The following is a 21,455-nucleotide window of genomic DNA, read 5'->3' as shown; positions in this document are numbered from 1 at the left end:
GTTTAGCCCTGGACGCCGAGCTTCTCCAGGATGAGCTCGCGGACACGTCCTGCGTCTGCCTGGCCACGGGTTGCCTTCATGACCCCGCCAACAATCGCACCAATGGCCTGAACCTTGCCGCCACGGATCTTCTCGGCGACATCCGGCTGTGCTGCCAGTGCGGCGTCGATGGCTTCCAGGAGCGGACCGTCGTCGGAAACAACCGCGAGGCCGCGCTTCTCAACGATTTCAGCCGGAGTACCTTCGCCGGCGAGCACGCCATCCAGGACCTGGGTTGCCATCTTGTTGTTGATCTTGCCGTCTTCAACCAGCTTGTTCAGCTCGACGATGACCTGCGGCGTGACGCCGAGTTCGGAAGGATCGACGTCGGCAACCTTGGCGCGACCGACAATCTCACCCATCCACCACTTACGGGCAACATCGGCGGATGCACCGGCTGCGATGGTTTCCTCGATGGAGTCCATAACGCCAGCGTTGACCACATCGCGGAATTCCAGATCCGAGTATCCCCAAGCTTCCTTGAGGCGCTTGCGTCGTTCGGCCGGAGGCTCGGGAAGGGTGGCGCGGAGTTCCTCCACCCACTCACGGGAGGCGACCACCGGAACCAGGTCCGGCTCCGGGAAGTAGCGGTAATCGTCGGCGTCGGACTTGGGCCGGCCCGACGTCGTCGAACGGGTGTCCTCGTGCCAGTGGCGCGTCTCCTGGATGACCGGCTCGCCGGAATCAAGGACAGCAGCGTGGCGCTGGATTTCGTAACGGACGGCGTGCTCTACTGCGCGCAGCGAGTTCACGTTCTTGGTCTCCGAACGGATCCCGAATCTTTCCCGGCCATGCGGGCGCAACGAAACGTTGGCGTCGCAACGGACGTTGCCGCGCTCCATCTTGGCATCGGAAACGCCGAGGTTCTTCACGATCTCACGGACCGCGGCAACGTAGGCCTTGGCCAGCTCGGGCGCACGGCTGCCGGCGCCCTCGATCGGCTTGGTAACGATCTCCACCAGCGGCACACCGGAACGGTTGTAGTCCACCAACGAGTAGTCTGCACCCTGGATGCGGCCTGCGGCGCCACCCATGTGGGTCAGTTTGCCGGCATCCTCTTCCATGTGGGCGCGCTCGATCTCCACGCGGAAGACCGTGCCGTCCTCAAGCTCAATGTCCAGGTAACCGTCATAGGCGATCGGCTCGTCGTACTGCGAGGTCTGGAAGTTCTTGGGGGTGTCCGGGTAGAAGTAGTTCTTCCGGGCGAAGCGGCAGGTCTCGGCGATCTTGCAGTTCAGGGCAAGGCCGATCTTGATGGAGGATTCCACCGCGGTCTTGTTTACTACAGGCAGGACGCCGGGCATGCCCAAGTCAACCTCGTTGACGTTGGTGTTCGGCTCGTCACCGAAGACGTTGGGAGCCGAGGAGAACATCTTGGTCTTGGTGTTGAGCTCCACGTGGACCTCGAACCCCAGGACGGGATCGTACTTCTCCATGGCCTCTTCGAAGCTCAGGGTTGCGTCGACGGACATTAGTTGGAACCTCCGGCGGTGTTAGCTACTGCACCAAGGACAGCATTTTTCAGATCCGGCGCCTGCGCAAGCATCGGTCCGCCCCACTTCTCTTCAAGGATGGATTCAAGGACAGCGCCCACGCGGTACAGGCGGGCGTCCTGGCGGGCCGGAGCCAGCAACTGGATGCCAACGGGCAGGCCGTCTTCGTCGGCCAGGCCACCCGGCAGGGACAGACCCGGGATGCCGGCAAGGTTTGCCGGGATGGTGGCGACGTCATTGAGGTACATGGCCAGTGGATCGTTGAGCTTCTCCCCCAGCTTGAACGCCGTGGTGGGCGCCGTCGGGGAGATCAGGACATCAGCCTTCGCGAACGCGGCGTCGAAGTCACGCTGGATCAGCGTACGGACCTTCTGTGCCGAGCCGTAGTAGGCGTCGTAGTAACCAGCGCTCAACGCGTACGTGCCAAGGATGATGCGGCGCTTCACCTCATCACCGAAGCCTGCGGCACGGGTAGCACCCATAACGCGCTCAATGGTCATGGGACCGTCCTTGGGCAGGACGCGCAGGCCGAAACGGACACCGTCGAACTTGGCCAGGTTACTGGACACCTCGGACGGCATGATCAGGTAGTAAGCACCCAACGCGTACTTCAGGTTGGGGCAGGACACCTCGACGATTTCAGCGCCGGCGTCCTTCAGCAGCTGAAGGGACTCATTGAAGCGGTTCTCGACGCCGGCCTGGTAGCCCTCGCCGTGAAGCTCCTTGATGATGCCGATCTTCATGCCCGCAACATTGCCCACGCGGGCGGCGTCAACAAGGTTGTTGAACGGGTCCGTCAGTGACGTGGAGTCGAAGGGGTCGTGGCCGCCGATGACTTCCTGCAGCAGCGCCGAGTCCAGCACGGTACGGGACACCGGACCGATCTGGTCCAGCGACGAAGCCATGGCAATGGCACCGTAACGGGAAACTGCGCCGTACGTCGGCTTCACACCAACGGTTCCGGTGACAGCACCCGGCTGCCGGATGGAACCACCGGTGTCCGTGCCCAGCGCCAGCGGCGCTTCGAAGGCGGCGACGGCGGCAGCGGAGCCACCGCCCGAACCGCCCGGAATACGGTCCAGGTCCCACGGGTTTCGGGTGGGTCCGTACGCCGAGTGCTCAGTGGAAGAACCCATGGCGAACTCATCCAGGTTGGTCTTACCCAGGATGGGCATCTTGGCCGCGCGCAGCTTCTTGACCACGGTGGCGTCGTACGGGCTGTGCCAGCCTTCGAGGATCTTCGAACCAGCCGTGGTGGGCTGGCCGATGGTGACGATCAGGTCCTTCACGGCGATGGGCACACCGGCGAGGGCATGGAGTTCCTCAGCAGCGGAGCCGCCGGCGGCACGAGCAGCATCAACCTCAGCAGCAACAGCCAAAGCCTCTTCGCTGTTGACGTGCAGGAAGGCATTAACCTGACCGTCGACGTCGGCAATGCGGTCAAGGTGCGCCTGCGTCACCTCGACGGCGGTCACCTCGCGGGCAGCCAACTTGGCAGCGAGATCGGCAGCGGAATGGCGGATGAGTTCGTTCTTCAGTTCAGTCATAGTAATTAGTCCTCATCCAAAATTGCCGGGACCTTGAAACGGTTCTCGAAAGCATCCGGGGCGCCGGACAACGCCTGCTCAGCCGTGAACGTGTGGCCCACAACGTCCTCACGGAACACGTTGGTCAACGGAATCGGGTGCGACGTCGCCGGGACGTCCTCCCCCGCAGCTTCACTCACGCTCTTCACCGAATCCACGATGACAGCAAGCTCAACAGCCATCCTGTCCAGTTCTTCGGCACTCATTTCAATGTGAGCCAGACGCGCAAGATGCGCGACGTCGTCACGGTTGATCGCAGCCATGGATCTCCCCTGCAAAGTTCAAATGGTTTTCCGAACCAGTCTACTTGGGTTGGGTGTGCCGGTCAGACGGGAATCCGGCAGCCCAATCTTTGGATTCTTCGTCACGTTGAGAACTGATAGCCCACTCCTAAATATATGTTCATGCCCGAATTTGTCATTTCGATTTATTTACGGGCTTCGGCGTCATTTGGGAGGCACCGAGTCCGCCCACAATATTGCCCTGACCTCCACCGGTCGCGGTGATCTGATCAAGGAACTGATCCCGCTCCGCCGTGAGGACAAGCCGGGATACGGCGGCATGGACTTCCCCAACGGGCCCCTGATTGAACGCGATCTCACCCCGGACGAACTCGACGAAGAAGTCGGCCAATGACGAAAACGAAACCGAAGCGCAAAGCACTGCTGGTCTCGATAATGCTGGGGTGCTTGGTGATGACAGGATGCGGCATGAACTCAGTGAACGGTGAGCAACAGGGTGAGCCTGGACCTGGAGAGCGGAGCGCCGAGGCGGTGTTTACGGACTTCATGGATGCCATAGATGACACGGTGCAGCACTCAGGGGCAGATTGGCCCAGCTGGGACCGTCAGGATACGGCAGGCTATTTCCCTCCCCCGTGCTCAGTTCGTGCCAGGGACGACGGCCGCGCCTATCAGACGCAGATCGAGGGCGGCCCTGTGAGTGACCCCCGGGCTGCCTTGGAACAAATGAAGGCCCATTTGGAGTCCAAGGGATACACCATTGGCAATATCTTCGACAACATGGGCGGAAACACCACAGGCATCCAGCTCAACGCCAGAAGCCCGAGAGGGCTTCTGGTGCAGTTCACACCGTCCAAGGAGACAAGCTTCATCAAAGTGGTTGGCGAATGCACGTTGGATCCCACTGCCAAAAAGAGAACCACTTGAGTGGCTATCTCACCCCGGTCCTGCGCACATGGTCGCATCGCTTAACGCCAAGTCGCGAGTCCGCTGCACAATACGCCGTTGCTGAACGGCGAATTGGTAGCGAACCCGCGAACTCGATACCCGAAGCTGCGGCGAGTCAGCCGATGCCGATGGCTCCGGTCAGGACACCTACAGCCAGCATGACAACCGAGATGACTGCCGTGCGCCAGAGGACCTTCTTGTGGTGATCGCCCAGATCGACCTTAGCGAGGGAGACCAGCAGGAGGATCGCCGGGACCAGCGGGCTCTGCAGGTGGAAGGGCTGCCCGGTGATGGAGGCGCGGGCCATGTCCACTGCATCCACGCCATAGTGTGCGGCGGTTTCGCTAAGCACCGGCAGGACTCCGAAGTAGAAGGCGTCATTGCTCATGAAGAAGGTCATGGGGATGCTGAGCAGGCCGGTGATGACCGCCATGAAGGGGCCCATTTCGGCGGGAATGATCTGGACGAGCCACTCGGACATTGCCTTGACCATGCCGGTGCCATTGAGGACGCCGGTGAGGACTGCCGCGGCCATGACCATGCTGACCACGGCCACGATCGACGGCGCGTGGGCGATCAACTGGGCGCCTTGGTCCTTGACCTTGGGGAAGTTGACCAGCAGGGCGATTGCGGAGCCCACCATGAACACGAACGGCAGCGGAACGATGTTGGCCACGAGGACCACCATGACGGCCACGGTCAGGCCCAGGTTGAACCAGAACAGCTTGGGGCGCAGTGTGGTGCGGTTGGGATCCAGTGCTGTGTCAGCCATGGCGGTGTCGTGATCGTCAACCAGCGTGGCCGGATCTTCAAGAACCGCGACGCCGGAACCTCCGCCGGTGCCCGGCTTCCCGGCAGCGGCGCCCGGCTTGCCTGCGGTGGTGGCGGAGCTGTTACGGCCAAGGCCGAAGCGGCCTGCGCCGAAGCCCGAACCCGAGCCCGAACCAGCGGCGACGGAACCGCCGCGGCCTGTGCCGCCGTCGAACGCGTCGGAAGGATCGGCAACGTCGCCCCAGATCTCGGGAGCGGTGGTGCGGAGTCGGTTGCGTTCCTGCAGGCCGAGGAGCCAGGCGAAGACCAGGACGACGATGAGGCCAACGATGAGCGAGGGGACCATGGGAACGAAGACATCATTAACGTCCAGGTTCAGTGCGGTGGCTGCGCGGGCTGTGGGACCACCCCACGGCAGGATGTTCATGGTGCCGTTGGCGAGGCCGACAACGCAGGTGAGGACCACGGGGCTCATCTTGAGCCGCAGGTACACCGGGAGCATTGCTGCAGTAGTAAGGATGAAGGTGGTGGAGCCGTCGCCGTCCAAGGAGACCGCTGCCGCCAGGATGGCGGTGCCGAGGACCACTTTGGCGGGGTCGTTACCCAGCTTGCGGAGGATGAACTTCACCAGGGGGTCGAAGAGTCCAACGTCGATCATCAGCCCGAAGTAGATGATGGCGAACATGAGGAGCGCGGCCGTGGACGTCATGGACTTCATCGAGTCCATGACCATGTCGCCGATGCCGAGGCCCGCACCGGCGAAAAGGCCGAAGACGGTGGGGACGATGATCAGCGCCAGGACTGGCGTCAATTTTTTGGTCATAATCAGGACCATGAATACCGCAATCATTGCGAATCCAAGCAAAACCAGCACGGCCGGCTCCTTACTACTGTGAATGGCACCACGTCGGTGTGATGCGCACTACAGACGATATGGTGGCCTCCGTCACGGGCAGGGGTTTCGGGGAATTGTTGGGAATACTGCTCGTTGCGAACGTTTTGCGCATTGTGCTCAGTGATTCAATGGATCAGGAGGAAAGGAGCGAAGGTGCCGCGCAACAGTCGTGTCAGCATGCGTTTCTCCACCCAGACCCTCCTCCTTCAGTTGGGAGTGGTCCTACTGGTTGTCCTGCTCAGCGGGACTGTCCATGCCTGGTTGGTGTATGAACGGATCGGCACCGAAGCCGAGAATCAGGCGCTCACCCTGGCCAGGACAGTCGCCGCGGATCCCGATATCAGGTCCGGCGTCCAGACCATCAGCAAAGAAGAAGGTACGCCTCCTCCTGAGGTGCTCGCCGTCGGCACCCTGCAAACTGCGGCCGAAGCCGTCCGGATCCGGACCGGAGCACTCTTCGTGGTCATCACGGATGAAACCGGACTGAGGCTGGCGCATCCGGACGTCGCCCGGCTGGGCGAACGCGTCAGCACCGACCCCTCGGTGGCCCTTGGCGGCGAAGAAATCACCACCCGCAACACAGGAACTCTGGGACCATCGGCCGGGGCCAAAGTGCCTGTGTATGCGCCTGGGAGCTCTGAGACCATTGTGGGCGAGGTCAGCGTGGGCTATTCCGTGGAATCCCTCAGTAACAGCCTGGCCCGCGACATCGTGCCGATTGCCCTCACAGCCGGTGGCGCACTGCTTGCCGGCGTCCTTGCGTCCTTCCTGCTCAGGCGCAGGCTTCAGCGGCTCACGCTCGGCTTGGAACCCGAGGAAATCAGCACCTTGGTACACGACCAGGTGGCGGTGCTCCAAGGTGTGGATGAGGGCGTGATCGGCATCGCCGCGGACGGACGCATTTCGGTGTTCAACGCCGCCGCCGCACGCCTCTTGGACATGCCCGACGCGACGGGACAGGACTGGGCTTCGGCGGCCGTTCCCCAGCAGCTCAAGCAGCTCACCCAACCTGCAGCCCGCGACGCCGAGGCCGTGGAGATCGTGGCCGGCGGACGCGTTGTGGTGGCCAGCGCACGCAAAGCCTGGCACCGGCAGGAGGACCTCGGTTGGGTGGTCATGCTGCGGGACCGTACTGAATTGCAGCAACTCACCCGGCAACTCGACGCCGTGGGCACCATGTCCACGGCCCTCCGCGCCCAACGCCACGAATTCGCCAACCAACTCCACACCATCGCCGGGTTTATGAGCATCGGCCAGCACGACGCCGCCAAGGAGTACCTGGCCAGAATCTCAGCCACAGGGCCCCTGAAGTTTCCGGTGGAACAAGCCGAGCTGCTCCAGGACACGTACCTTCAGGCGTTCGTTGGCGCGAAGGGCGTGGAATCCTCGGAGCGCGGAGTGACCCTCCGGATTGGCCCCGAAACCCTGGTCAGGGGCCACGTCGCCGATCCCCAGGACGTCACCACCGTGCTCGGCAACCTGATCGACAACGCGGTGAGCGCCGCCGTCGCCGGCTCTTCAGTGGAACGTTGGGTGGAGGTTGAGCTGCTGGACGACGCCACAACAACCGGCGGGACCCTGCACATTGTGGTGGGCGATTCAGGCGACGGTTTGGGGAGCCTGGAACCGGACGAGGTTTTCGCGGAAGGATTTACGACGTCGGAACAACCGGTACGCTCGGGGGCTGGACAAGGTTTGGGGTTGGCCCTGGTGCGGCAGCTTGCGCGGCGGCGTGGCGGAGACGTCCGCGTCTTGGAGCCCGGGACCACGGGTGGTCCGGGCGCCGTGTTCATGGCCACTATCCCTGGTGTCATGGATTCCGCGGAGCCCACAAGCGTAAAGACCGACTCAACGTTGAGGGAGGACAGCAATGGCTGAGGATTTGCGGGTGCTGATTGTGGACGACGACTTCCACGTGGCAAGACTCCACGCAGCTTATGTGGATTCCGTGGCCGGTTTCATGGCGCTGGCGCCGGCGGGATCCGTTTCCCAAGCACTGCAGGCCATCCACAGCCTGCGGCCCGATCTGGTGCTGCTGGACGTGTATCTGCCCGACGGATCCGGCTTGGACTTGTTGGGTCAGCTGGATGTGGATGCGGTGATGCTGACGGCTGCCTCTGACGCGCAATCCATCAAGGTTGCCCTGCGGCGCGGTGCCTTGGGATACATGTTGAAGCCCTTCACCGCCGAGTCCTTGTCTCAACAGCTCAGGTCCTACGCACGGTATCGCCGCATTCTCGGCCAGCAAACAGCGGTTGACCAGATTACTATTGAGCGCGCCAAACGGTCGCTGATTCCGGGCGATGTCACACCGTCAGCGAAGCCCCGTTCAGCCACGGAAGCCGCAGTGCTGGAATCCTTGCTTCCCGGTGAGCAGTATTCAGCCGCCGAGGTGGCTGAAAGGGTTGGCGTCTCCCGGGCCACGGCGCAAAGGTACCTGTCCTCCCTCGCGGACGATGGCGCCGTCGACATCCAGCTGCGGTACGGAAGCACGGGCCGCCCGGAACACCGTTACGGCGTCCCCGCCTGACCCAAGTAAGTAGCAGATCAGGTCGTTCCCAGCGCTGAGAACGACCTGATCTGCGACCCAGTTGGGTGACTACGCGGACTTCTGCGCCACGAGCTCGATCTCCACGAGCATTTCGGGGTCGAGGAACGGCAGGACGTGCACCAAGGCCAGAGTCGGACGGATCTCGCCGAACACCTCGCCGTGCGCGCGGCCGGCGTCTTCCCATTTGCTGATGTCCGTCAGGTACAGCTTGGACTGGACCACGTCCTGGTAGGAGAAGCCGGCCTCCTCAAGGACGGCACCCAGCTTCTCCAGAATGTATTTGGTCTGCGAGTAGAAGTCGTCGCCAACGATGCCCTCTGGTCCTGATGCGGCCGTTGCGGAAATGAAGAGCGTGTTGTCCACCTGGACTGCGCGGGAGTAACCCAGTGTCTGTTCCCAAACCGAGCCCGTGCCGAATGTCTTGCGCATGCCGCGCCTTTCCTGTGCAGTTTTCGCGCGGTCCGTTGACCGGCGTTTACGAAGGAAACTTTATGACTGCGGGAGGTCCAGCCGGTAAACGAACAGCTTTATGTCGGTCCCGGGAACAAACCAGTCCCGGTGCGGGGCACGGTCGAAGCCGGTCCGCGAGTAGAGGGCGTTCGCACTTTCCCACGTGGCACCGGTGGTCAGGGACACTGCGTTGATCCCTTCCATGGCCTTGGCTTGGTCGACGACGGCCTGCACCAACGCACGGCCCGCGCCGGAGCGCTGCACGGACGGGTCCACTACCAGGGTACGCAGTTCAAGTTCGTCATCCAGGCCGATGTCAGAGAAGCCGCCACCTGCCGGTGCCGCCGTCACCGAGCCGATGACTTCACCGTTGCGCTCGGCCACCAGGATGTCCGCGTGCTCCGCGCGACCAGCCACGTCCTGGAGTTTCTTCAGGTACGGGTGATCAGCATCGCCGTAGTACCCCGCGGTGACGTACGAGTCCTGCGTAATGCGGGCAACGGCGTCGTAGTCTTCGGGCAGGGCGGGACGGACGGTAATCGGCGAAAGCACCTACCAATGGTAGTCGGGTTGCACATGCGCACCCTGCCAAACTGCCCTTTCCGTGATGGAACTATCAGTCACGTTGAGGATGCACGACGCCGGGATGGTCTCCCTGCGCTGTCCCACCCACGGTTCGCTGGGCTGCTTGTGTTGCCTCCCGTGGCGTCGAATTGAGCGGCGTTGCGTGCGGTGAACCCCGGTTTCGCGCTGTTGCGCAGACATGTCGGGCTGCTGGCAAAGGCCTTTGGGCCCGTGCTTGAGTTGCCACACACCAGCCGCACAACGTCCTGACTAGAGGAGCAACCATGACCCCGCCAGTCCGCCACCTTCACCTCAACGCCTTCCTGATGAGCACCGGACATCATGAAGCATCATGGCGTCTACCGGAAAGCGACCCCCTCGCTGCCACCAAGGTTGAGCACTACCAGCACTTGGCCCGCACAGCCGAACGCGGCAAACTGGACTCCATCTTTTTTGCGGACTCCCCCGCCCTTTTCGGTGAAGTGGGCCGCCGCCCGGCCGGGAAGTTGGAGCCCACCGTGCTCCTGACGGCCATCGCCGCAGCAACGCAGAAGATCGGCCTGATCGCCACCGCATCCACCACCTACAACGACCCCTTCAATCTCGCCCGCCGCTTCGCATCCGTTGACTGGGTCAGCGGAGGCCGCGCCGGTTGGAATGTCGTGACAACGGCCGGGCCCGATGCCGCGCGAAACTTCGGCGTGGATGACCAGCCGGCACACGCAGTGAGGTACGAACGGGCCGCGGAATTCATAGAGGTAGCCCAAAAGCTCTGGGACAGCTGGGAAGACGATGCCATCCTGGCCGACAAAGCCGACGGAGTATGGGGTGATGACACAAAGATCCGCACGGTGGACCACGAGGGCAAGCACTTCCGCGTCCGGGGACCACTGAACGTCCCCCGCTCCCCGCAAGGCCATCCGCTGATTGTGCAGGCCGGGTCATCGGACAACGGCAAAAACCTTGCAGCGCAGTATGCCGAAGCCGTGTTCACCGCGCACCAGACCCTCAAGGACGCCCAGGCTTTCCATGCAGACCTGAAGGCACGCACAGCAGCCGTAGGCCGGGACCCGGAAGGCATCAAAATCCTGCCCGGAATCGTCCCGGTGATCGGCTCCACGGAAGCCGAGGCCCTGAAATTGGAGCGCGAACTGGACCAACTCATCAAGCCCGAGTACGCCCGTGAACAACTGGCCAAGACCCTTCGTGTGGATCCTGAGGACCTCCCCTTGGACCGCCAACTGCCTGCGGACCTGCCTTCCGAGGACGACATAGAGGGAGCCAAGAGCCGCTACACGCTCATTGTGGAACTGGCCAGGCGTGAACAGCTCACCGTCCGGCAGCTGATCGGTCGCCTGGGTGGCGGACGTGGCCACCGGACCATCACGGGCACTCCGGAACAGGTAGCCGACGCCATCCAAGAGTGGTTTTATGCCGGAGCAGCCGACGGCTTCAACATCATGCCTCCCGTGCTGCTTTCCGGTTTGGAGATCTTCGTGGACCACGTGGTGCCCATCCTTCAGCAGCGCGGCCTGTTCCGCACCGAATACACTGCCTCCACCCTGCGGGGGCACTACGGATTGGCGCGCCCGGAGAACCGTTACGCCGGGAACGCCCCGCGGGCACTCGCGTCCATCGGTTCTGCGCTCTGACGTACGCCGCGTTGAGGTGGGCTGTGGCTTCTGAGGAAGCGGCTGCTCAGCGCTTGGGCCAACTCCACGAAGGACCTTCCAGCGAGCCCAGGCCCTTGATCCTGGTTTCGCCCAGATCCTTGTAGAGCTCATGTTCATGGGCAGCACCGCTCGCCCGCAGCGCCTTGAGCAGGGCTTCGGAGTGGGTCACCACAATCATCTGGCTGCTGGCACTGGCTTGGACAATCAGCCCGGCCAGTGCCGGCATCAGGTCAACGTGGAGGCTGGTTTCCGGTTCGTTCAGGACCATCAATTCCGGCGGTCGCGGTGTCAGGAGGGCAGCTGTCAGCAGAAGGAAACGCAGGGTCCCATCGGACAGTTCTGCCGCCTTCATGGGCCTCAGCATGCCGGGTTGCCGCAACTCGACGCTGAAGCGGCCGTCGTTGACCGCGATCTCCAGCCGGCTTCCGGGAAAGGCATGATCGACGGCGGCATCCAGTTCCCGCTCGAAGCCCACCTCCCGCAATGTCTGGAGCGCAGCCGCCACATCCCTGCCGCTGTGATGCAAAACAGGGGTGCGGGTACCGATGTGAGCCTGCCTGGCCGGCGCCTCGGCATCTGTGCGGAAGTGATCGTAAAACCGCCAAGAACGTACTGAATCCCTGACGCGCAGCACTTCCGGGGCCCGGTCCTGGTCCGAAACTTCGGTCAGCATGCTCTGAAAAGTATCCAAACGCCGGGAGAGCTCTGCCCATCCGCCATCGGCTCCGCGCAGCTTGGCCAAGCTGCCCTTGCGGTCAACCAGTAAGGACCCTGGCCGGGCAACGGGCCCGGAGAAAATCTGTTCCCGCTTGATTTCCGGGTCCAGCCCGAAAGCAGAGGGCACGGGCTTCCCCGTCTCCGCATCAAATCCGGAGCCGCTGGGCACCGGCAGGCCGAGATCCACCAGGTAGCCGAATTCGCCACCGGAGTAGCCCAGTTTCAGATTCACGGACTCCCGCCGAACCGTTCCTTGGACGGGAACGTCACCACGGCGCATGGCATCGCTGATGGACTCCGGCCCGGCCCAGAGCGTGGATGACAAGCCACCATCCCTGGCCAGCGAACCCACCACGTTTCCTGAGTCGCCGCCGGCACACTCGGCCAACAGACGCAGCGCGCGGTACAGCGAGGACTTACCGCTGCCGTTGGCCCCGGTCACGACATCCAGTCCGTGCAACTCCATGGCAAGGTCCCGGATGGACCGGTAGTTCGCGATGGCGAGTGTTGTGATCACTGGCGGGTAAAGGGTCTGGGGGTCACAGGTCTGCGGGTCACAGGGGGAATTTGCCGGACAGTTCCAGGGCCCCGGCACACATCCACGCCGCCAACCGGTCCTCCGTGCTGGGACCGCCATCAAGGGGGCTTTCCAAGCGAGGACGGCGAACCCAGCACCCTGCTTCTTCCGCGATCAGGGCACCCGCAGCGAAGTCGTGCTCGTTGAGGCCGCGTTCCCCGTAGGCATCAAAGGTACCGTCAGCCACGAGGCAGAGGTCCAAGGCAGCCGAGCCGAGGCGCCGGACGTCGGCAAACCCCTCCATGAGTGCGGCGAGGCCCTCCGATTGGCTGGCCCGTGTAGCGGGATCGTAGCTGAAGCCCGTGGCCAGAATGAGTCCTGTTCGCCCGGGAACGGGACCGGCCAGCGTGGTGGTCTCTCCCCCGGCGTCCATCCACGCACCAAGCCCGCGGGCTGCGGAATAGATCCGGCCCAGCGCCGGCGCGTGCACTACGCCGGCCTGCCAGACGCCGTCGGAGTCCGCCACCGCAACAGAGGTGGCGTAGTAGACGATGTTGCGGATGAAGTTGGTGGTCCCGTCAAGGGGATCTATGGACCAGCGATATCCCGAGGGCTGCTCGGGCCGCGTAGTGCCATGCTCCTCCCCGGTAATGGCGTCGTTGGGCCGCTCGGACATGATGGCTTCGCGGACCGCGTTTTCGGCCGCGACATCGAAAGCCGTGACCCAGTCTCCGGCCTCGCCCTTATTGCTGGTTTCCAGGCCGTCGCCGCCCGTGCCGGTGGCAGAGCGTTGCGCGAGGACAGCAGCGCCCGCAGCCGCGGCACGTTTGGCGACCTCCAGCAACTCCTTGGCGTCCGTCATTCCGAGGCCTCTTCCACTGATGCTTCGTCCGTCCCTGTTTGCGTCGGCCCGTTGGCCAGGAGCTCGCGGAACCCATCCTCGTCCAGCACTGGAACGCCGAGTTGTTCGGCCTTGTCCAGCTTGGTGCCGGCGCTTTCGCCCGCCACCAAATAACTGGTGTTCTTGGAGACGGACCCGGACGCCTTGCCGCCACGGATGATGATGGCTTCCTTGGCTTCGTCTCGGCTGAAGTTGGGCAACGTGCCGGTTACCACGACGGTGAGCCCTTCAAGGGTCCGCGGCATTGAGGTGTCCCGCTCGTCCGCCATGCGCACCCCGGCAGCGGCCCAAGTGTCCACGATCTCGTTGTGCCAGTCCACGGCGAACCATTCCTTGAGGGCCACAGCAATGGTGGGACCCACGCCATCAACGTGCGCCATTTGCTCTTCCGTGGCATTGCGGATGGCATCCATGCTGCCGAACGCGGTGGCCAGTGCCCGTGAGGCCGTGGGGCCAACATGCCGGATGGACAGAGCCACCAGTACGCGCCACAAGGGCTGCTTCTTGGCTTTCTCCAGCTCCACAAAGAGCTTCTCCGTGGTTGCCGTGGGCTTGGACGGAGACTTGGCCGTTCCCTTGGTGTAGAAGTACGGCACCAGCTCGTACTCGCCCGTACCCACACCCTTGGAACGCTTTTCCCGGCGGATCAGGACATCTGCCAGGTCTTCGCGCGTCAGGCTGAACAGGCGGGCCTCGCTGGTGAGCGGCGGCGTCTCCGGCTCTGCGGGCTGGGTGAGAGCAACGGCAGCCTCCCAGCCGAGCGCTTCAATATCGAACCCACCACGGCCCGCGAGGTGGAATACCCGCTCCCGCAGTTGCGATGGGCAGGATTTGGCGTTGGGGCAACGAATGTCCACATCGCCTTCCTTCGACGGCGCCAGCGGGGTGCCGCATGACGGGCATTCTGTGGGCATCACAAATTCCCGGACCGGCGGATCCTGTTTGTCACGCAGCGCCAGCACGGGCCCAACGATCTCGGGAATGACGTCGCCGGCTTTACGGAGAATGACGATGTCGCCGATCATGACGCCCTTGGCCTTGACCACGTCCTGGTTGTGCAGGGTGGCCATTCCCACTGTGGAACCGGCAACCTTCACTGGCTCCATCAGGCCAAAGGGAGTGACACGCCCTGTGCGGCCCACGTTGACCGCGATGTCCAGGAGTTTGGTGTGGACTTCTTCGGGCGGGTACTTATAGGCAGCAGCCCAGCGGGGGACGCGGGATGTGTAACCCAGCGCCCGCTGGGTGGCGAAGTCGTCAATCTTGACCACGATGCCGTCGATCTCGTGCAGGAGCTTATGCCGTCGCTCACCGTAATCGGCAATGTACTTCAGGACATCATCGAAGGTATCCAGCACCTTGAGGTAGGGGCTGACAGGCAGGCCCCATTCTTCGAGGAGCTTGTAGGTTTCGGACTGGCTCTTGGCCTCCAGCCCTTCACGGGCGCCGATGCCGTGGACAAACATGCTGAGAGGACGCTTGGCCGTTTCGGCCGGGTCCTTCTGGCGGAGCGACCCGGCGGCGGCGTTGCGGGGGTTGGCGAGCGGCGCCTTGCCCGCAGCGACCAGCGTTTCGTTGAACGCCACAAAAGCCTTGGAGGGGATAAACACTTCACCACGGATTTCCACTTCCGAGGGGTATCCCGAGCCACTGAGCTGCCGTGGGATTTCTTTGATGGTCAGGACGTTGTGGGTGATGTCCTCCCCTGTGGTGCCGTCGCCCCGGGTTGCGGCACGGACCAGTTTCCCGTCCCGGTACAGCAGATTGACGGCCAGGCCATCGATTTTCAATTCAGTCAGCCACGCGATGGGAGGGACGGAATCACCGAGCTTCGCCACGGCTGCTTCGGCCTTGCGGACCCAGGCTTCGAGCTCGTCCAAGGAGAAGACGTCGTCCAGGCTGTACATCCGCTGCAGGTGCTCCACCGCTGCGAAAGCGGACGACACTTCGCCGCCAACCTCCTGGGTGGGCGAGTCATTGGAAACAAGTTCCGGGTGGAGTGCTTCCAGTTCCTCCAGCCGCCGGTAAAGTTCATCGAACTCAGCATCAGAAACCGTTGGCGAGTCTTCCTGGTAATAGGCGTAGCGGTACTTACGGACAAGGTCCGCCAGTTGCTCGTACTCGTCCCGCAAGGTCTCCGACGGCGGAGTCCCCTCCTCAGCAACGATCGCCTCGACGGCGTCCTGACGTGTGGTCTCTACCGGATCCGGATTCTCTGGTGTGCTCACAGGACTATCTTGCCGTAACCCGCCGACATTAAAGAGCCGTTAGTGCGACGACAGACGGTTCCTGCTCCATAGTGCGAACGCGAGCCCTCCCAAGCCAACCAACAGGACAGCACCCAGAAGCCCGAAAAGGCCCAGCATGTTAGGACCCGAAAAAGAGCTCGATGCCAGCGCTGCCGCCTGCGTCTCCTTGTCCTTGTCCACGGGCGTGTTCCAGTTGGAGGATGAGCTCGGGCTCGCGCTTGCGGAGCCCGGACGCACCGACACCGACACCGAAGCCGACGGCGTTGCTGACGCAGGGGCAGTGCCGGCGCTTGCGGTGGGAACGGCGGAGCTCGACGCCGGTGCGCTCACCGGGGGTGCCCCAGTGACGTTCCGGGTCACCGCGGGCTGGGGTGGCGCCTGGACAGGCGGCTGCCCGGCTTGAACCGGAGGCGCTTGCACAGGTGGTGCGGGTGCGGGAGCCAGTTGCGTTTCCCGGACTCGGGTTGGCCCCGGATTGGGCATGGGTTTCTTGCCCTCCTCGGGAGCCAGTCCGGGCTGCGTCGGCAAGGGTTCGCCGGCACCCTCAGTGGGTGCGCAGGAGAATTTTCCTTCACACGGCGCGGCGTGAGCGGCGGAAACGGGCGCAATCAGCAGGCCAACCGCAAGGAGGGCAGCCGGAATGAGCGAGCGTCGCATGGTGGTAGCCTCCTAGCTACGGTTTTCAGGCGGCATGGCGATTTGGAGCTTGCGTACCTTTCCACGTCCCACAATGTAGCCGCGGCCCGGGATGAAGTCCTTGCTGATCCGGCCCAGGGAAGTATTGAGGAGGGTATCGCCTTCCACGTCCCCGGGGTTGAGCAGGAGCCCGCGGCGTCCGGACTTGAACGGCTGGGCAAGGGACCAAGCCTGGGACCAGGTGGAGGTCTCGGATTCGCCCACCACCCATTGATCGGCCTTGATAGCGGCCGTCACCAACCGTCCCACTCCAGACTCCGCCAACGTGTCAGTGAACTCGGTGAGGCCCTCGATGAAGATGGCCATGGTGCCAGGGTTGTCCGCGGCTTTGTCGATCAGGTCATCCACAACATCCGAGACTTCGTCCGGCCCCACCAATGACCTGCTCCAGATGTTGAGCGAGGCCACGGCCGAACGCCGGGATCCGATGTAGATCAGGTCAGTGCGCGGGTTCGAACGCCGCAAGGCGTAGGCCAAGGTGACCAGGGCCACTGTCCGTCCAGCACCTGGAGGGCCGGCGAGCAGCAGGGATCCCTTGGCGGCGATGGCCGCGGAACCCAGCGTTTCGTCGTCCACGCCAATGACGGGATTGTCCGGGGCGCCGGTGGGCAAGATGTCCAGGTCCACCAGTTCCGGGAGCCGCTGGATCTGAGGCGCCTGCTCCAGCCCTTGGCGCAGCATCGCCTGGCTGAGTTTTGCCACTTCGCGGGCCTGCAGGGCAAGGTTCGAGTTGCCGCCAAGCACGGCGAGTTGAACTTCGAGCCCGTCCAACAAGCCACGTCCCGGAGGCGAAGCTGCGTTGAGGACATCCTTGGGAACGTCGAGGGTCATGTAGTCGTCTTCGGAACTCAGGCGCAGGACCAGCCGCTTCTGGATGGAAGCAAGGAGCGACGCCGGAACGGAGTTGGTGCGGTCACCGCTGACTACCAGGTGGATGCCCAGGGGACGTCCGTCGGTTGCCAGCGTCAGGAAGATATCCCACAGCGCGGACAGGTTGCTGTACTCGTAGGATTCACGGAAGGAGGACATGCCATCCACCAGGATGAAGATGCGCTTTTCTTCGGGCCGGTTGGCCAGTTGCCGGTATTCGACGATGGTGGAGGCCCGGACCTCGGCAAACCGTGCGGCCCTGTCATCTGCCACTTCCTTGAGCCAGCGCAGAAGTCGCCCAACGCGCTCCACGTCGTCTCCATTGATGATTTCACCAACGTGGGGAAGGCCATCAAGCATCTTGAGTCCCGAGGAACCACAGTCCACGCCGTAGATGTGCACGGGCCCACCACGCGGCGTGACAGCCGCTGCGATGGCAATCCCGCGCAGGGCCGCCGACTTGCCGGATCCACCCGTGCCGTAGACGGCCATGTTGCCATCCTTATCCGGCTCGTAGAACACGGTGGGCTGGTCCTGGTGGGCGGGGTCATCTGCCACACCCAGCAGGAGCCGTTCGTCGGTCCTCGGGTTGGGAAGCTTGGAGAAATCGTAGGTGGTGGCGAGTTCGTTGAGCCAAGGCTTGCGGGGAGGTTCGATGGACAGCACGTCAGCTGCCCGGATGATGTTTCCGGTCATCCTCGCAATGTCATTGGGCCCGGCCGGTTCTTCTTCCACCTGTGACACCAGGGGCGGTTCCCAGGTGGGGCCGGATCCGAACGCCATCTCCACAATGTCAATCCTGGGACGCTGCGGCTTTTCGGTGGTCCAGCCACCTGCATAGCCGGTTTGGAAGCCCTGGATGCGGCCTGGACCGGTCTTCGCAGCACCACGGCCCGGAATGGACGGATCAAAGTAGGCCGCGGTGGGAACGCCCAGAATGTCCGTGGCGTCCACTTCGTCGGCCATGCGCAAGGCGACGCGAAGGTTGGTGTTGGCACGCAGGTTGTCTTTGATGACGCCGGCGGGCCGTTGCGTGGCCAGGATCAGGTGCAGGCCCAAGGACCGGCCACGCGCGGCGACATCCACCACGCCGTCTACGAACTCGGGAACTTCAGTTGCCAGGGCGGCGAATTCGTCCACGATGATGATGAGGTAAGGGGGCGCCTCCGGATCGGCTTCACGTTGCAGGGCCAGAAGGTCCTTGGCTTTCTTACGGTTCAAAAGCCGCTCGCGGTAGTGAAGCTCAGCGCGCAGCGAGGTCAGTGCACGGCGCACCAGGTGCGGTGACAAGTCAGTTACCAGTCCAACGGTGTGCGGCAAGTGCAGGCAGTCGGCAAAAGCAGCACCGCCCTTGTAGTCCACGAACAGGAAGCTGACGCGGTCCGGGCTGTACGCCGCCGCCATGCCCATCACCCAGGACTGCAGGAACTCGGACTTACCGGCACCGGTGGTTCCTCCCACCAGTGCGTGCGGACCTTCGTTCTTGAGGTCCAGGTAGAACGGCTCCACACCTTTGGAACCAACCAGCGCACGGAGGCTGCCGTTGTCCTTGCGGTTAGGCACGGCTGTGGCGTGGACGGAGTTGTTCTCCTGCCAACGCTCGGCCACGGCCTGCGGGTTGTCCATCAGTTCTTTGCCGATCAACGTGGCGTAGGAAACGGCGCGCGGGAGGTCGGAGTCGTCGTCGAGCGGGTTTCCAACATCCACCAGCGGCGACATCATGCGCGCCAGTTGGGTGGCGAGTTCGGCATCGAGGCTTTCGCAGCTCACCGGGTACGTGTGGCGGCCCAAGCGGACCTGGCCGGTGGTGGTGCCGTGATCGCCGTCAACGGAAAGGAAGTCACGGCAGGCGGCTGGAAGGGACTGCACATTGGCGGCCACCCACATGATGTGCACCCCATAGTCGGGGCCGCGTTCCACCAAGCGTGTGAGTCGTCCGCGGTCCACCGGGGCATCGTCCTCAACGATCACCAGGACAGCAGGAACCACCGGACCTGGAATGTCCTCGTGCTCATTCTTGAGTCCGGGGCGGGGGTGCGGCCCAGGCTCCTTGGCCATGGACTCGCGTTCTTCCACGAGGCTTTCGAGCTTGGACAACAAGGCGGCGCCAGCGCCGGGGCCGGCAGCCAGATGATCGCCGGAGATGGGGCTGTGGCCTGAACCCACGTGCGGGAGCCACTGCAACCAGTCCCAACGCTCACGCGAACGAGCCGAAGTCAGTGACGTGAGGACAACCTCGGCAGGCGAATGGAGGCCCACCAGTTGGAGCACCATGCCGCGGGCCACGTCATCCACCACGCTGCGGTCCCCCGCCACGCCAAAGGAGCCCGAGGTGCGCAGCTGCGAGACGATCGGAACCCCTTCTATGACGCGGACCTGCTGCAGGCATTCCTGGATTTCCCGCATGTACTGCGGTTCCGTTTCGTTGGCGCTTGGTTCATCGAACTGGATGCGCGACGGCGCCGAGCCCAGCCCGAAGCGGACCCCCAGGAAATGCTGGTGTTCGGGCCGGTGGGTCCAGAGCAGGGGTCCAAGTTTGTAAATGGCGTCAACCGTATCGCTGACGGACGACGCTTCCTGCAGCCTGACAGCGCGTTCAATATTTTGCTGCTTGTCGATGTCCTCGCGGAAAGCCAGCATCGCGGCTTTGAACTGCTTGTGGCCTTCCTTGGCCTGCCGCTTGCTCTGCATCTTGTGGTCCACGTAGTGCCCCACGATGAACAGCGGCATCATGGCCATGAAGAGCACGGACAGCAGGTTCTGGGTGACGGCGAAGAGCACGCCACCCATCAGGAGCGGCGCCACCAGCATGATGTACGGGAAGGGCTGGTGTTCCGGGCGTTTGGGGCCGGCCGGCGGCACCCGTTTGGGCGACTCGAACCTGGGCAGTACCCGCGGGGATCGGTTGAAATCCACCAGCGGCGATGACGGACCGCCGCCATGGTTTCGGGACAACGCAACGACGCCCACGGAAGTGTCGCCCAAGGTAACGGTGTCCGAGGACTCGAGCGTCGCACGGGTTACCGGCAACCCGTCCATGAGGAGGCCGTTGGCGGAGTTCGTATCCACTATTTCCACGGTCTCGCCCACCGTGATGCGCGCGTGGCGCTTGGAAGTCAGCGGGTCCGACAAGCGGATGTCGGCGTCCCGGTCCCGGCCGATGTAGCTGGTGCCGAACGGCAGCGAAAATTCGCGTCCGACGTCGGGCCCTGACATCACGCGCAACGTCGCCGCTGCGGGTCCCCGGCTATTGCCGTTGGCGTGGCCGTTAGAGGCGAACTGTTCGCTGACCTGCGCGAGGGAGACCTTGGACCCGGGCCGCAGCCCGGACTCCAGCAGGTTGTCCGTAGGCCGCAGCACGTGCCCGGAGAGCCCGCCGCCGACGAAAGCTTCGTCCACGCTGATGGACAAGTTCGACGGCGGCTCGGTTCCCTTTCGTGCGGGGTCGGCCGCCCACAGCTCGGTGGCAATATCGGCCACGGTGGCACGACCATCCACCGTTACGGCGAGGTCCTTTGCTTCCGCAGGGTCACGCCGCAGGGTCAGGCGGAACTTCATCCTTCGTCGACTCCACTCATTTTCTCAAGAAGATGCAGGTCAGCCGGGGTCACCAGGTGCGAGGTCACAGCGTGTTCCACCAAGCGCGCCCGGCGGTTGGTGGCAAGTTTTCCCACCCCGCCGCGCAGGCCAACGACGCCTACCCGGTCCAGTTTGTCGCAGACGTTGTCCAGTTTGCGGTTGAAACGGGTCAGTGCCCAGCCCAGTCGCTTCGCGGCCTCGGCGGATGAGGGAATGGCACTGAAACCGGTGCCGTCGCGCCGCAACATGGGCTCGGCCAAGGCAACGATGAGTGCTTTTTGCGAATCAGTGAAGACCACGGGACCGATGGTGGTGTCCCCCGCTTGGTCATCCTCGCGGGCTTCATGCCGGAAAGACGGCGTCTTCAAGTGCACGGCAAACTCGTAGGTTGTGGGTCCGGCAGTGAAAATCACGTTGGTGTGGCTGAACACCAGCGGGATCCGTGCACCGGGCGCCAACCAGGCCTGCATACCGCCGGAACCGTCAGCCACCGTGGCGGACAACATGCTGCCCACGTTGCTGAGCCACCACATGCCGTCGTAACGGGCTATCTGCAGGAAGCGTCGGTGCAGGTACGGGTTGTCATCAACTTCCAAGTCACCTTCGCGCCCAATGTCGAAGATGTCCTCGTCGGATGGTTCGTACCATTCACCACAGAAATCTATTGCTAGATCCCCCATGATCTGTGCCTCCTAGGTCGGCGGTAAGTAAATC

The 21,455-nt window shown here is 63.4% G+C and carries 17 protein-coding genes; 6 read left to right on the top strand and 11 right to left on the bottom strand.

Annotated elements, in window-relative coordinates:
* Window positions 1-2: 2 nt before the first annotated feature.
* From gatB to gatC, 3 genes are read right to left on the bottom strand one after another with little or no spacing between them, the layout of a single operon-like run.
* A complete protein-coding gene (gatB, locus tag AR689_RS04330) occupies window positions 3-1,511 on the bottom strand; it encodes an Asp-tRNA(Asn)/Glu-tRNA(Gln) amidotransferase subunit GatB (RefSeq protein ID WP_062067306.1) in 1,509 nt (502 codons plus the stop codon).
* Window positions 1,511-3,079: an Asp-tRNA(Asn)/Glu-tRNA(Gln) amidotransferase subunit GatA gene (gene gatA, locus AR689_RS04325; protein WP_062067303.1), complete on the bottom strand. Its 1,569-nt coding sequence runs from the start codon at window positions 3,077-3,079 to the stop codon at window positions 1,511-1,513. Before gatA ends, gatB begins: the two co-directional genes overlap by 1 nt.
* Window positions 3,080-3,084: 5 nt before the next feature.
* Entirely contained in the window at window positions 3,085-3,381 is a 297-nt protein-coding gene (gatC, locus tag AR689_RS04320; RefSeq protein ID WP_062067300.1) for an Asp-tRNA(Asn)/Glu-tRNA(Gln) amidotransferase subunit GatC, read from the bottom strand.
* Between the two features lie 187 nt (window positions 3,382-3,568).
* Here gatC and AR689_RS04315 point away from each other — a divergent pair, with 187 nt between their 5' ends.
* Together AR689_RS04315 and AR689_RS04310 are read left to right on the top strand one after the other, a co-directional pair.
* A complete protein-coding gene (locus AR689_RS04315) occupies window positions 3,569-3,754 on the top strand; it encodes a hypothetical protein (protein WP_062067296.1) in 186 nt (61 codons plus the stop codon).
* A 74-nt stretch (window positions 3,755-3,828) separates the two neighbouring features.
* Entirely contained in the window at window positions 3,829-4,287 is a 459-nt protein-coding gene (locus AR689_RS04310; protein WP_062067293.1) for a hypothetical protein, read from the top strand.
* A gap of 136 nt (window positions 4,288-4,423) precedes the next feature.
* Here AR689_RS04310 and AR689_RS04305 read toward each other — a convergent pair whose 3' ends face one another.
* On the bottom strand, window positions 4,424-5,953 hold the full coding sequence (locus tag AR689_RS04305) for a CitMHS family transporter (RefSeq protein ID WP_062067290.1): 1,530 nt from the start codon (window positions 5,951-5,953) through the stop codon (window positions 4,424-4,426).
* 198 nt (window positions 5,954-6,151) lie between these two features.
* Here AR689_RS04305 and AR689_RS04300 point away from each other — a divergent pair, with 198 nt between their 5' ends.
* Both AR689_RS04300 and AR689_RS04295 read left to right on the top strand, forming a co-directional pair.
* Window positions 6,152-7,852 (top strand): sensor histidine kinase, encoded by a 1,701-nt coding sequence (locus AR689_RS04300; RefSeq protein WP_062067287.1) that lies wholly within the window; start codon window positions 6,152-6,154, stop codon window positions 7,850-7,852.
* On the top strand, window positions 7,845-8,504 hold the full coding sequence (locus AR689_RS04295; protein WP_062067284.1) for a response regulator: 660 nt from the start codon (window positions 7,845-7,847) through the stop codon (window positions 8,502-8,504). Before AR689_RS04300 ends, AR689_RS04295 begins: the two co-directional genes overlap by 8 nt.
* 69 nt (window positions 8,505-8,573) lie before the next feature.
* On the opposite strand, the gene AR689_RS04290 is transcribed toward AR689_RS04295, so the two are convergent.
* Both AR689_RS04290 and AR689_RS04285 read right to left on the bottom strand, forming a co-directional pair.
* Window positions 8,574-8,954: a RidA family protein gene (locus AR689_RS04290; protein WP_062067281.1), complete on the bottom strand. Its 381-nt coding sequence runs from the start codon at window positions 8,952-8,954 to the stop codon at window positions 8,574-8,576.
* 60 nt (window positions 8,955-9,014) lie between these two features.
* On the bottom strand, window positions 9,015-9,527 hold the full coding sequence (locus AR689_RS04285; protein ID WP_062067278.1) for a GNAT family N-acetyltransferase: 513 nt from the start codon (window positions 9,525-9,527) through the stop codon (window positions 9,015-9,017).
* A 296-nt stretch (window positions 9,528-9,823) separates the two neighbouring features.
* On the opposite strand from AR689_RS04285, the gene AR689_RS04280 reads away from it, so the two are divergent.
* Window positions 9,824-11,191: an LLM class flavin-dependent oxidoreductase gene (locus AR689_RS04280; protein WP_062067273.1), complete on the top strand. Its 1,368-nt coding sequence runs from the start codon at window positions 9,824-9,826 to the stop codon at window positions 11,189-11,191.
* A 46-nt stretch (window positions 11,192-11,237) separates the two neighbouring features.
* Here the strand turns inward: AR689_RS04280 and AR689_RS04275 are convergent, their stop codons facing one another.
* Genes AR689_RS04275 through ligA form a run of 3 tightly spaced genes read right to left on the bottom strand, consistent with a single transcriptional unit; the run spans window position 11,238 to window position 15,575 of the window.
* Window positions 11,238-12,446: an AAA family ATPase gene (locus tag AR689_RS04275; RefSeq protein ID WP_062067270.1), complete on the bottom strand. Its 1,209-nt coding sequence runs from the start codon at window positions 12,444-12,446 to the stop codon at window positions 11,238-11,240.
* 37 nt (window positions 12,447-12,483) lie between these two features.
* Window positions 12,484-13,308, bottom strand: coding sequence for an inositol monophosphatase family protein (locus tag AR689_RS04270; protein WP_062067268.1), 825 nt, complete (start codon window positions 13,306-13,308; stop codon window positions 12,484-12,486).
* Window positions 13,305-15,575: an NAD-dependent DNA ligase LigA gene (ligA, locus tag AR689_RS04265; protein ID WP_062067265.1), complete on the bottom strand. Its 2,271-nt coding sequence runs from the start codon at window positions 15,573-15,575 to the stop codon at window positions 13,305-13,307. Before ligA ends, AR689_RS04270 begins: the two co-directional genes overlap by 4 nt.
* A gap of 136 nt (window positions 15,576-15,711) precedes the next feature.
* On the opposite strand from ligA, the gene AR689_RS04260 reads away from it, so the two are divergent.
* Entirely contained in the window at window positions 15,712-15,999 is a 288-nt protein-coding gene (locus AR689_RS04260) for a hypothetical protein (protein WP_062067262.1), read from the top strand.
* A 266-nt stretch (window positions 16,000-16,265) separates the two neighbouring features.
* Here the strand turns inward: AR689_RS04260 and AR689_RS04255 are convergent, their stop codons facing one another.
* Window positions 16,266-20,720 (bottom strand): type VII secretion EssC family protein, encoded by a 4,455-nt coding sequence (locus AR689_RS04255; protein ID WP_062067259.1) that lies wholly within the window; start codon window positions 20,718-20,720, stop codon window positions 16,266-16,268.
* Window positions 20,717-21,421, bottom strand: a complete 705-nt coding sequence (locus tag AR689_RS04250) for a hypothetical protein (RefSeq protein WP_024820211.1) — start codon at window positions 21,419-21,421, stop codon at window positions 20,717-20,719. The genes AR689_RS04255 and AR689_RS04250 overlap by 4 nt, the downstream gene beginning before the upstream one ends.
* Window positions 21,422-21,455: the final 34 nt, after the last annotated feature.

It is taken from the genome of Arthrobacter sp. EpRS71 (assembly GCF_001512285.1).
Classification (GTDB): Bacteria; Actinomycetota; Actinomycetes; order Actinomycetales; family Micrococcaceae; genus Arthrobacter.
The sequence above is the reverse complement of the archived record's forward strand: the minus strand, read 5'-3'. Positions and strand labels throughout refer to the sequence as shown.

Excerpts from the sequence above, each read along its gene's own strand:
- gatB (WP_062067306.1), bottom strand. The coding sequence starts at position 1,511 with ATGTCCGTCGACGCAACCCTGAGCTTCGAAGAGGCCATGGAGAAGTAC.
- gatA (WP_062067303.1), bottom strand. The coding sequence starts at position 3,079 with ATGACTGAACTGAAGAACGAACTCATCCGCCATTCCGCTGCCGATCTC.
- gatC (WP_062067300.1), bottom strand. The coding sequence starts at position 3,381 with ATGGCTGCGATCAACCGTGACGACGTCGCGCATCTTGCGCGTCTGGCT.
- AR689_RS04310 (WP_062067293.1), top strand. The coding sequence starts at position 3,829 with ATGAACTCAGTGAACGGTGAGCAACAGGGTGAGCCTGGACCTGGAGAG.
- AR689_RS04300 (WP_062067287.1), top strand. The coding sequence starts at position 6,152 with ATGCGTTTCTCCACCCAGACCCTCCTCCTTCAGTTGGGAGTGGTCCTA.
- AR689_RS04295 (WP_062067284.1), top strand. The coding sequence starts at position 7,845 with ATGGCTGAGGATTTGCGGGTGCTGATTGTGGACGACGACTTCCACGTG.
- AR689_RS04290 (WP_062067281.1), bottom strand. The coding sequence starts at position 8,954 with ATGCGCAAGACATTCGGCACGGGCTCGGTTTGGGAACAGACACTGGGT.
- AR689_RS04280 (WP_062067273.1), top strand. The coding sequence starts at position 9,824 with ATGACCCCGCCAGTCCGCCACCTTCACCTCAACGCCTTCCTGATGAGC.
- AR689_RS04270 (WP_062067268.1), bottom strand. The coding sequence starts at position 13,308 with ATGACGGACGCCAAGGAGTTGCTGGAGGTCGCCAAACGTGCCGCGGCT.
- AR689_RS04260 (WP_062067262.1), top strand. The coding sequence starts at position 15,712 with ATGTTAGGACCCGAAAAAGAGCTCGATGCCAGCGCTGCCGCCTGCGTC.
- AR689_RS04255 (WP_062067259.1), bottom strand. The coding sequence starts at position 20,720 with ATGAAGTTCCGCCTGACCCTGCGGCGTGACCCTGCGGAAGCAAAGGAC.
- AR689_RS04250 (WP_024820211.1), bottom strand. The coding sequence starts at position 21,421 with ATGGGGGATCTAGCAATAGATTTCTGTGGTGAATGGTACGAACCATCC.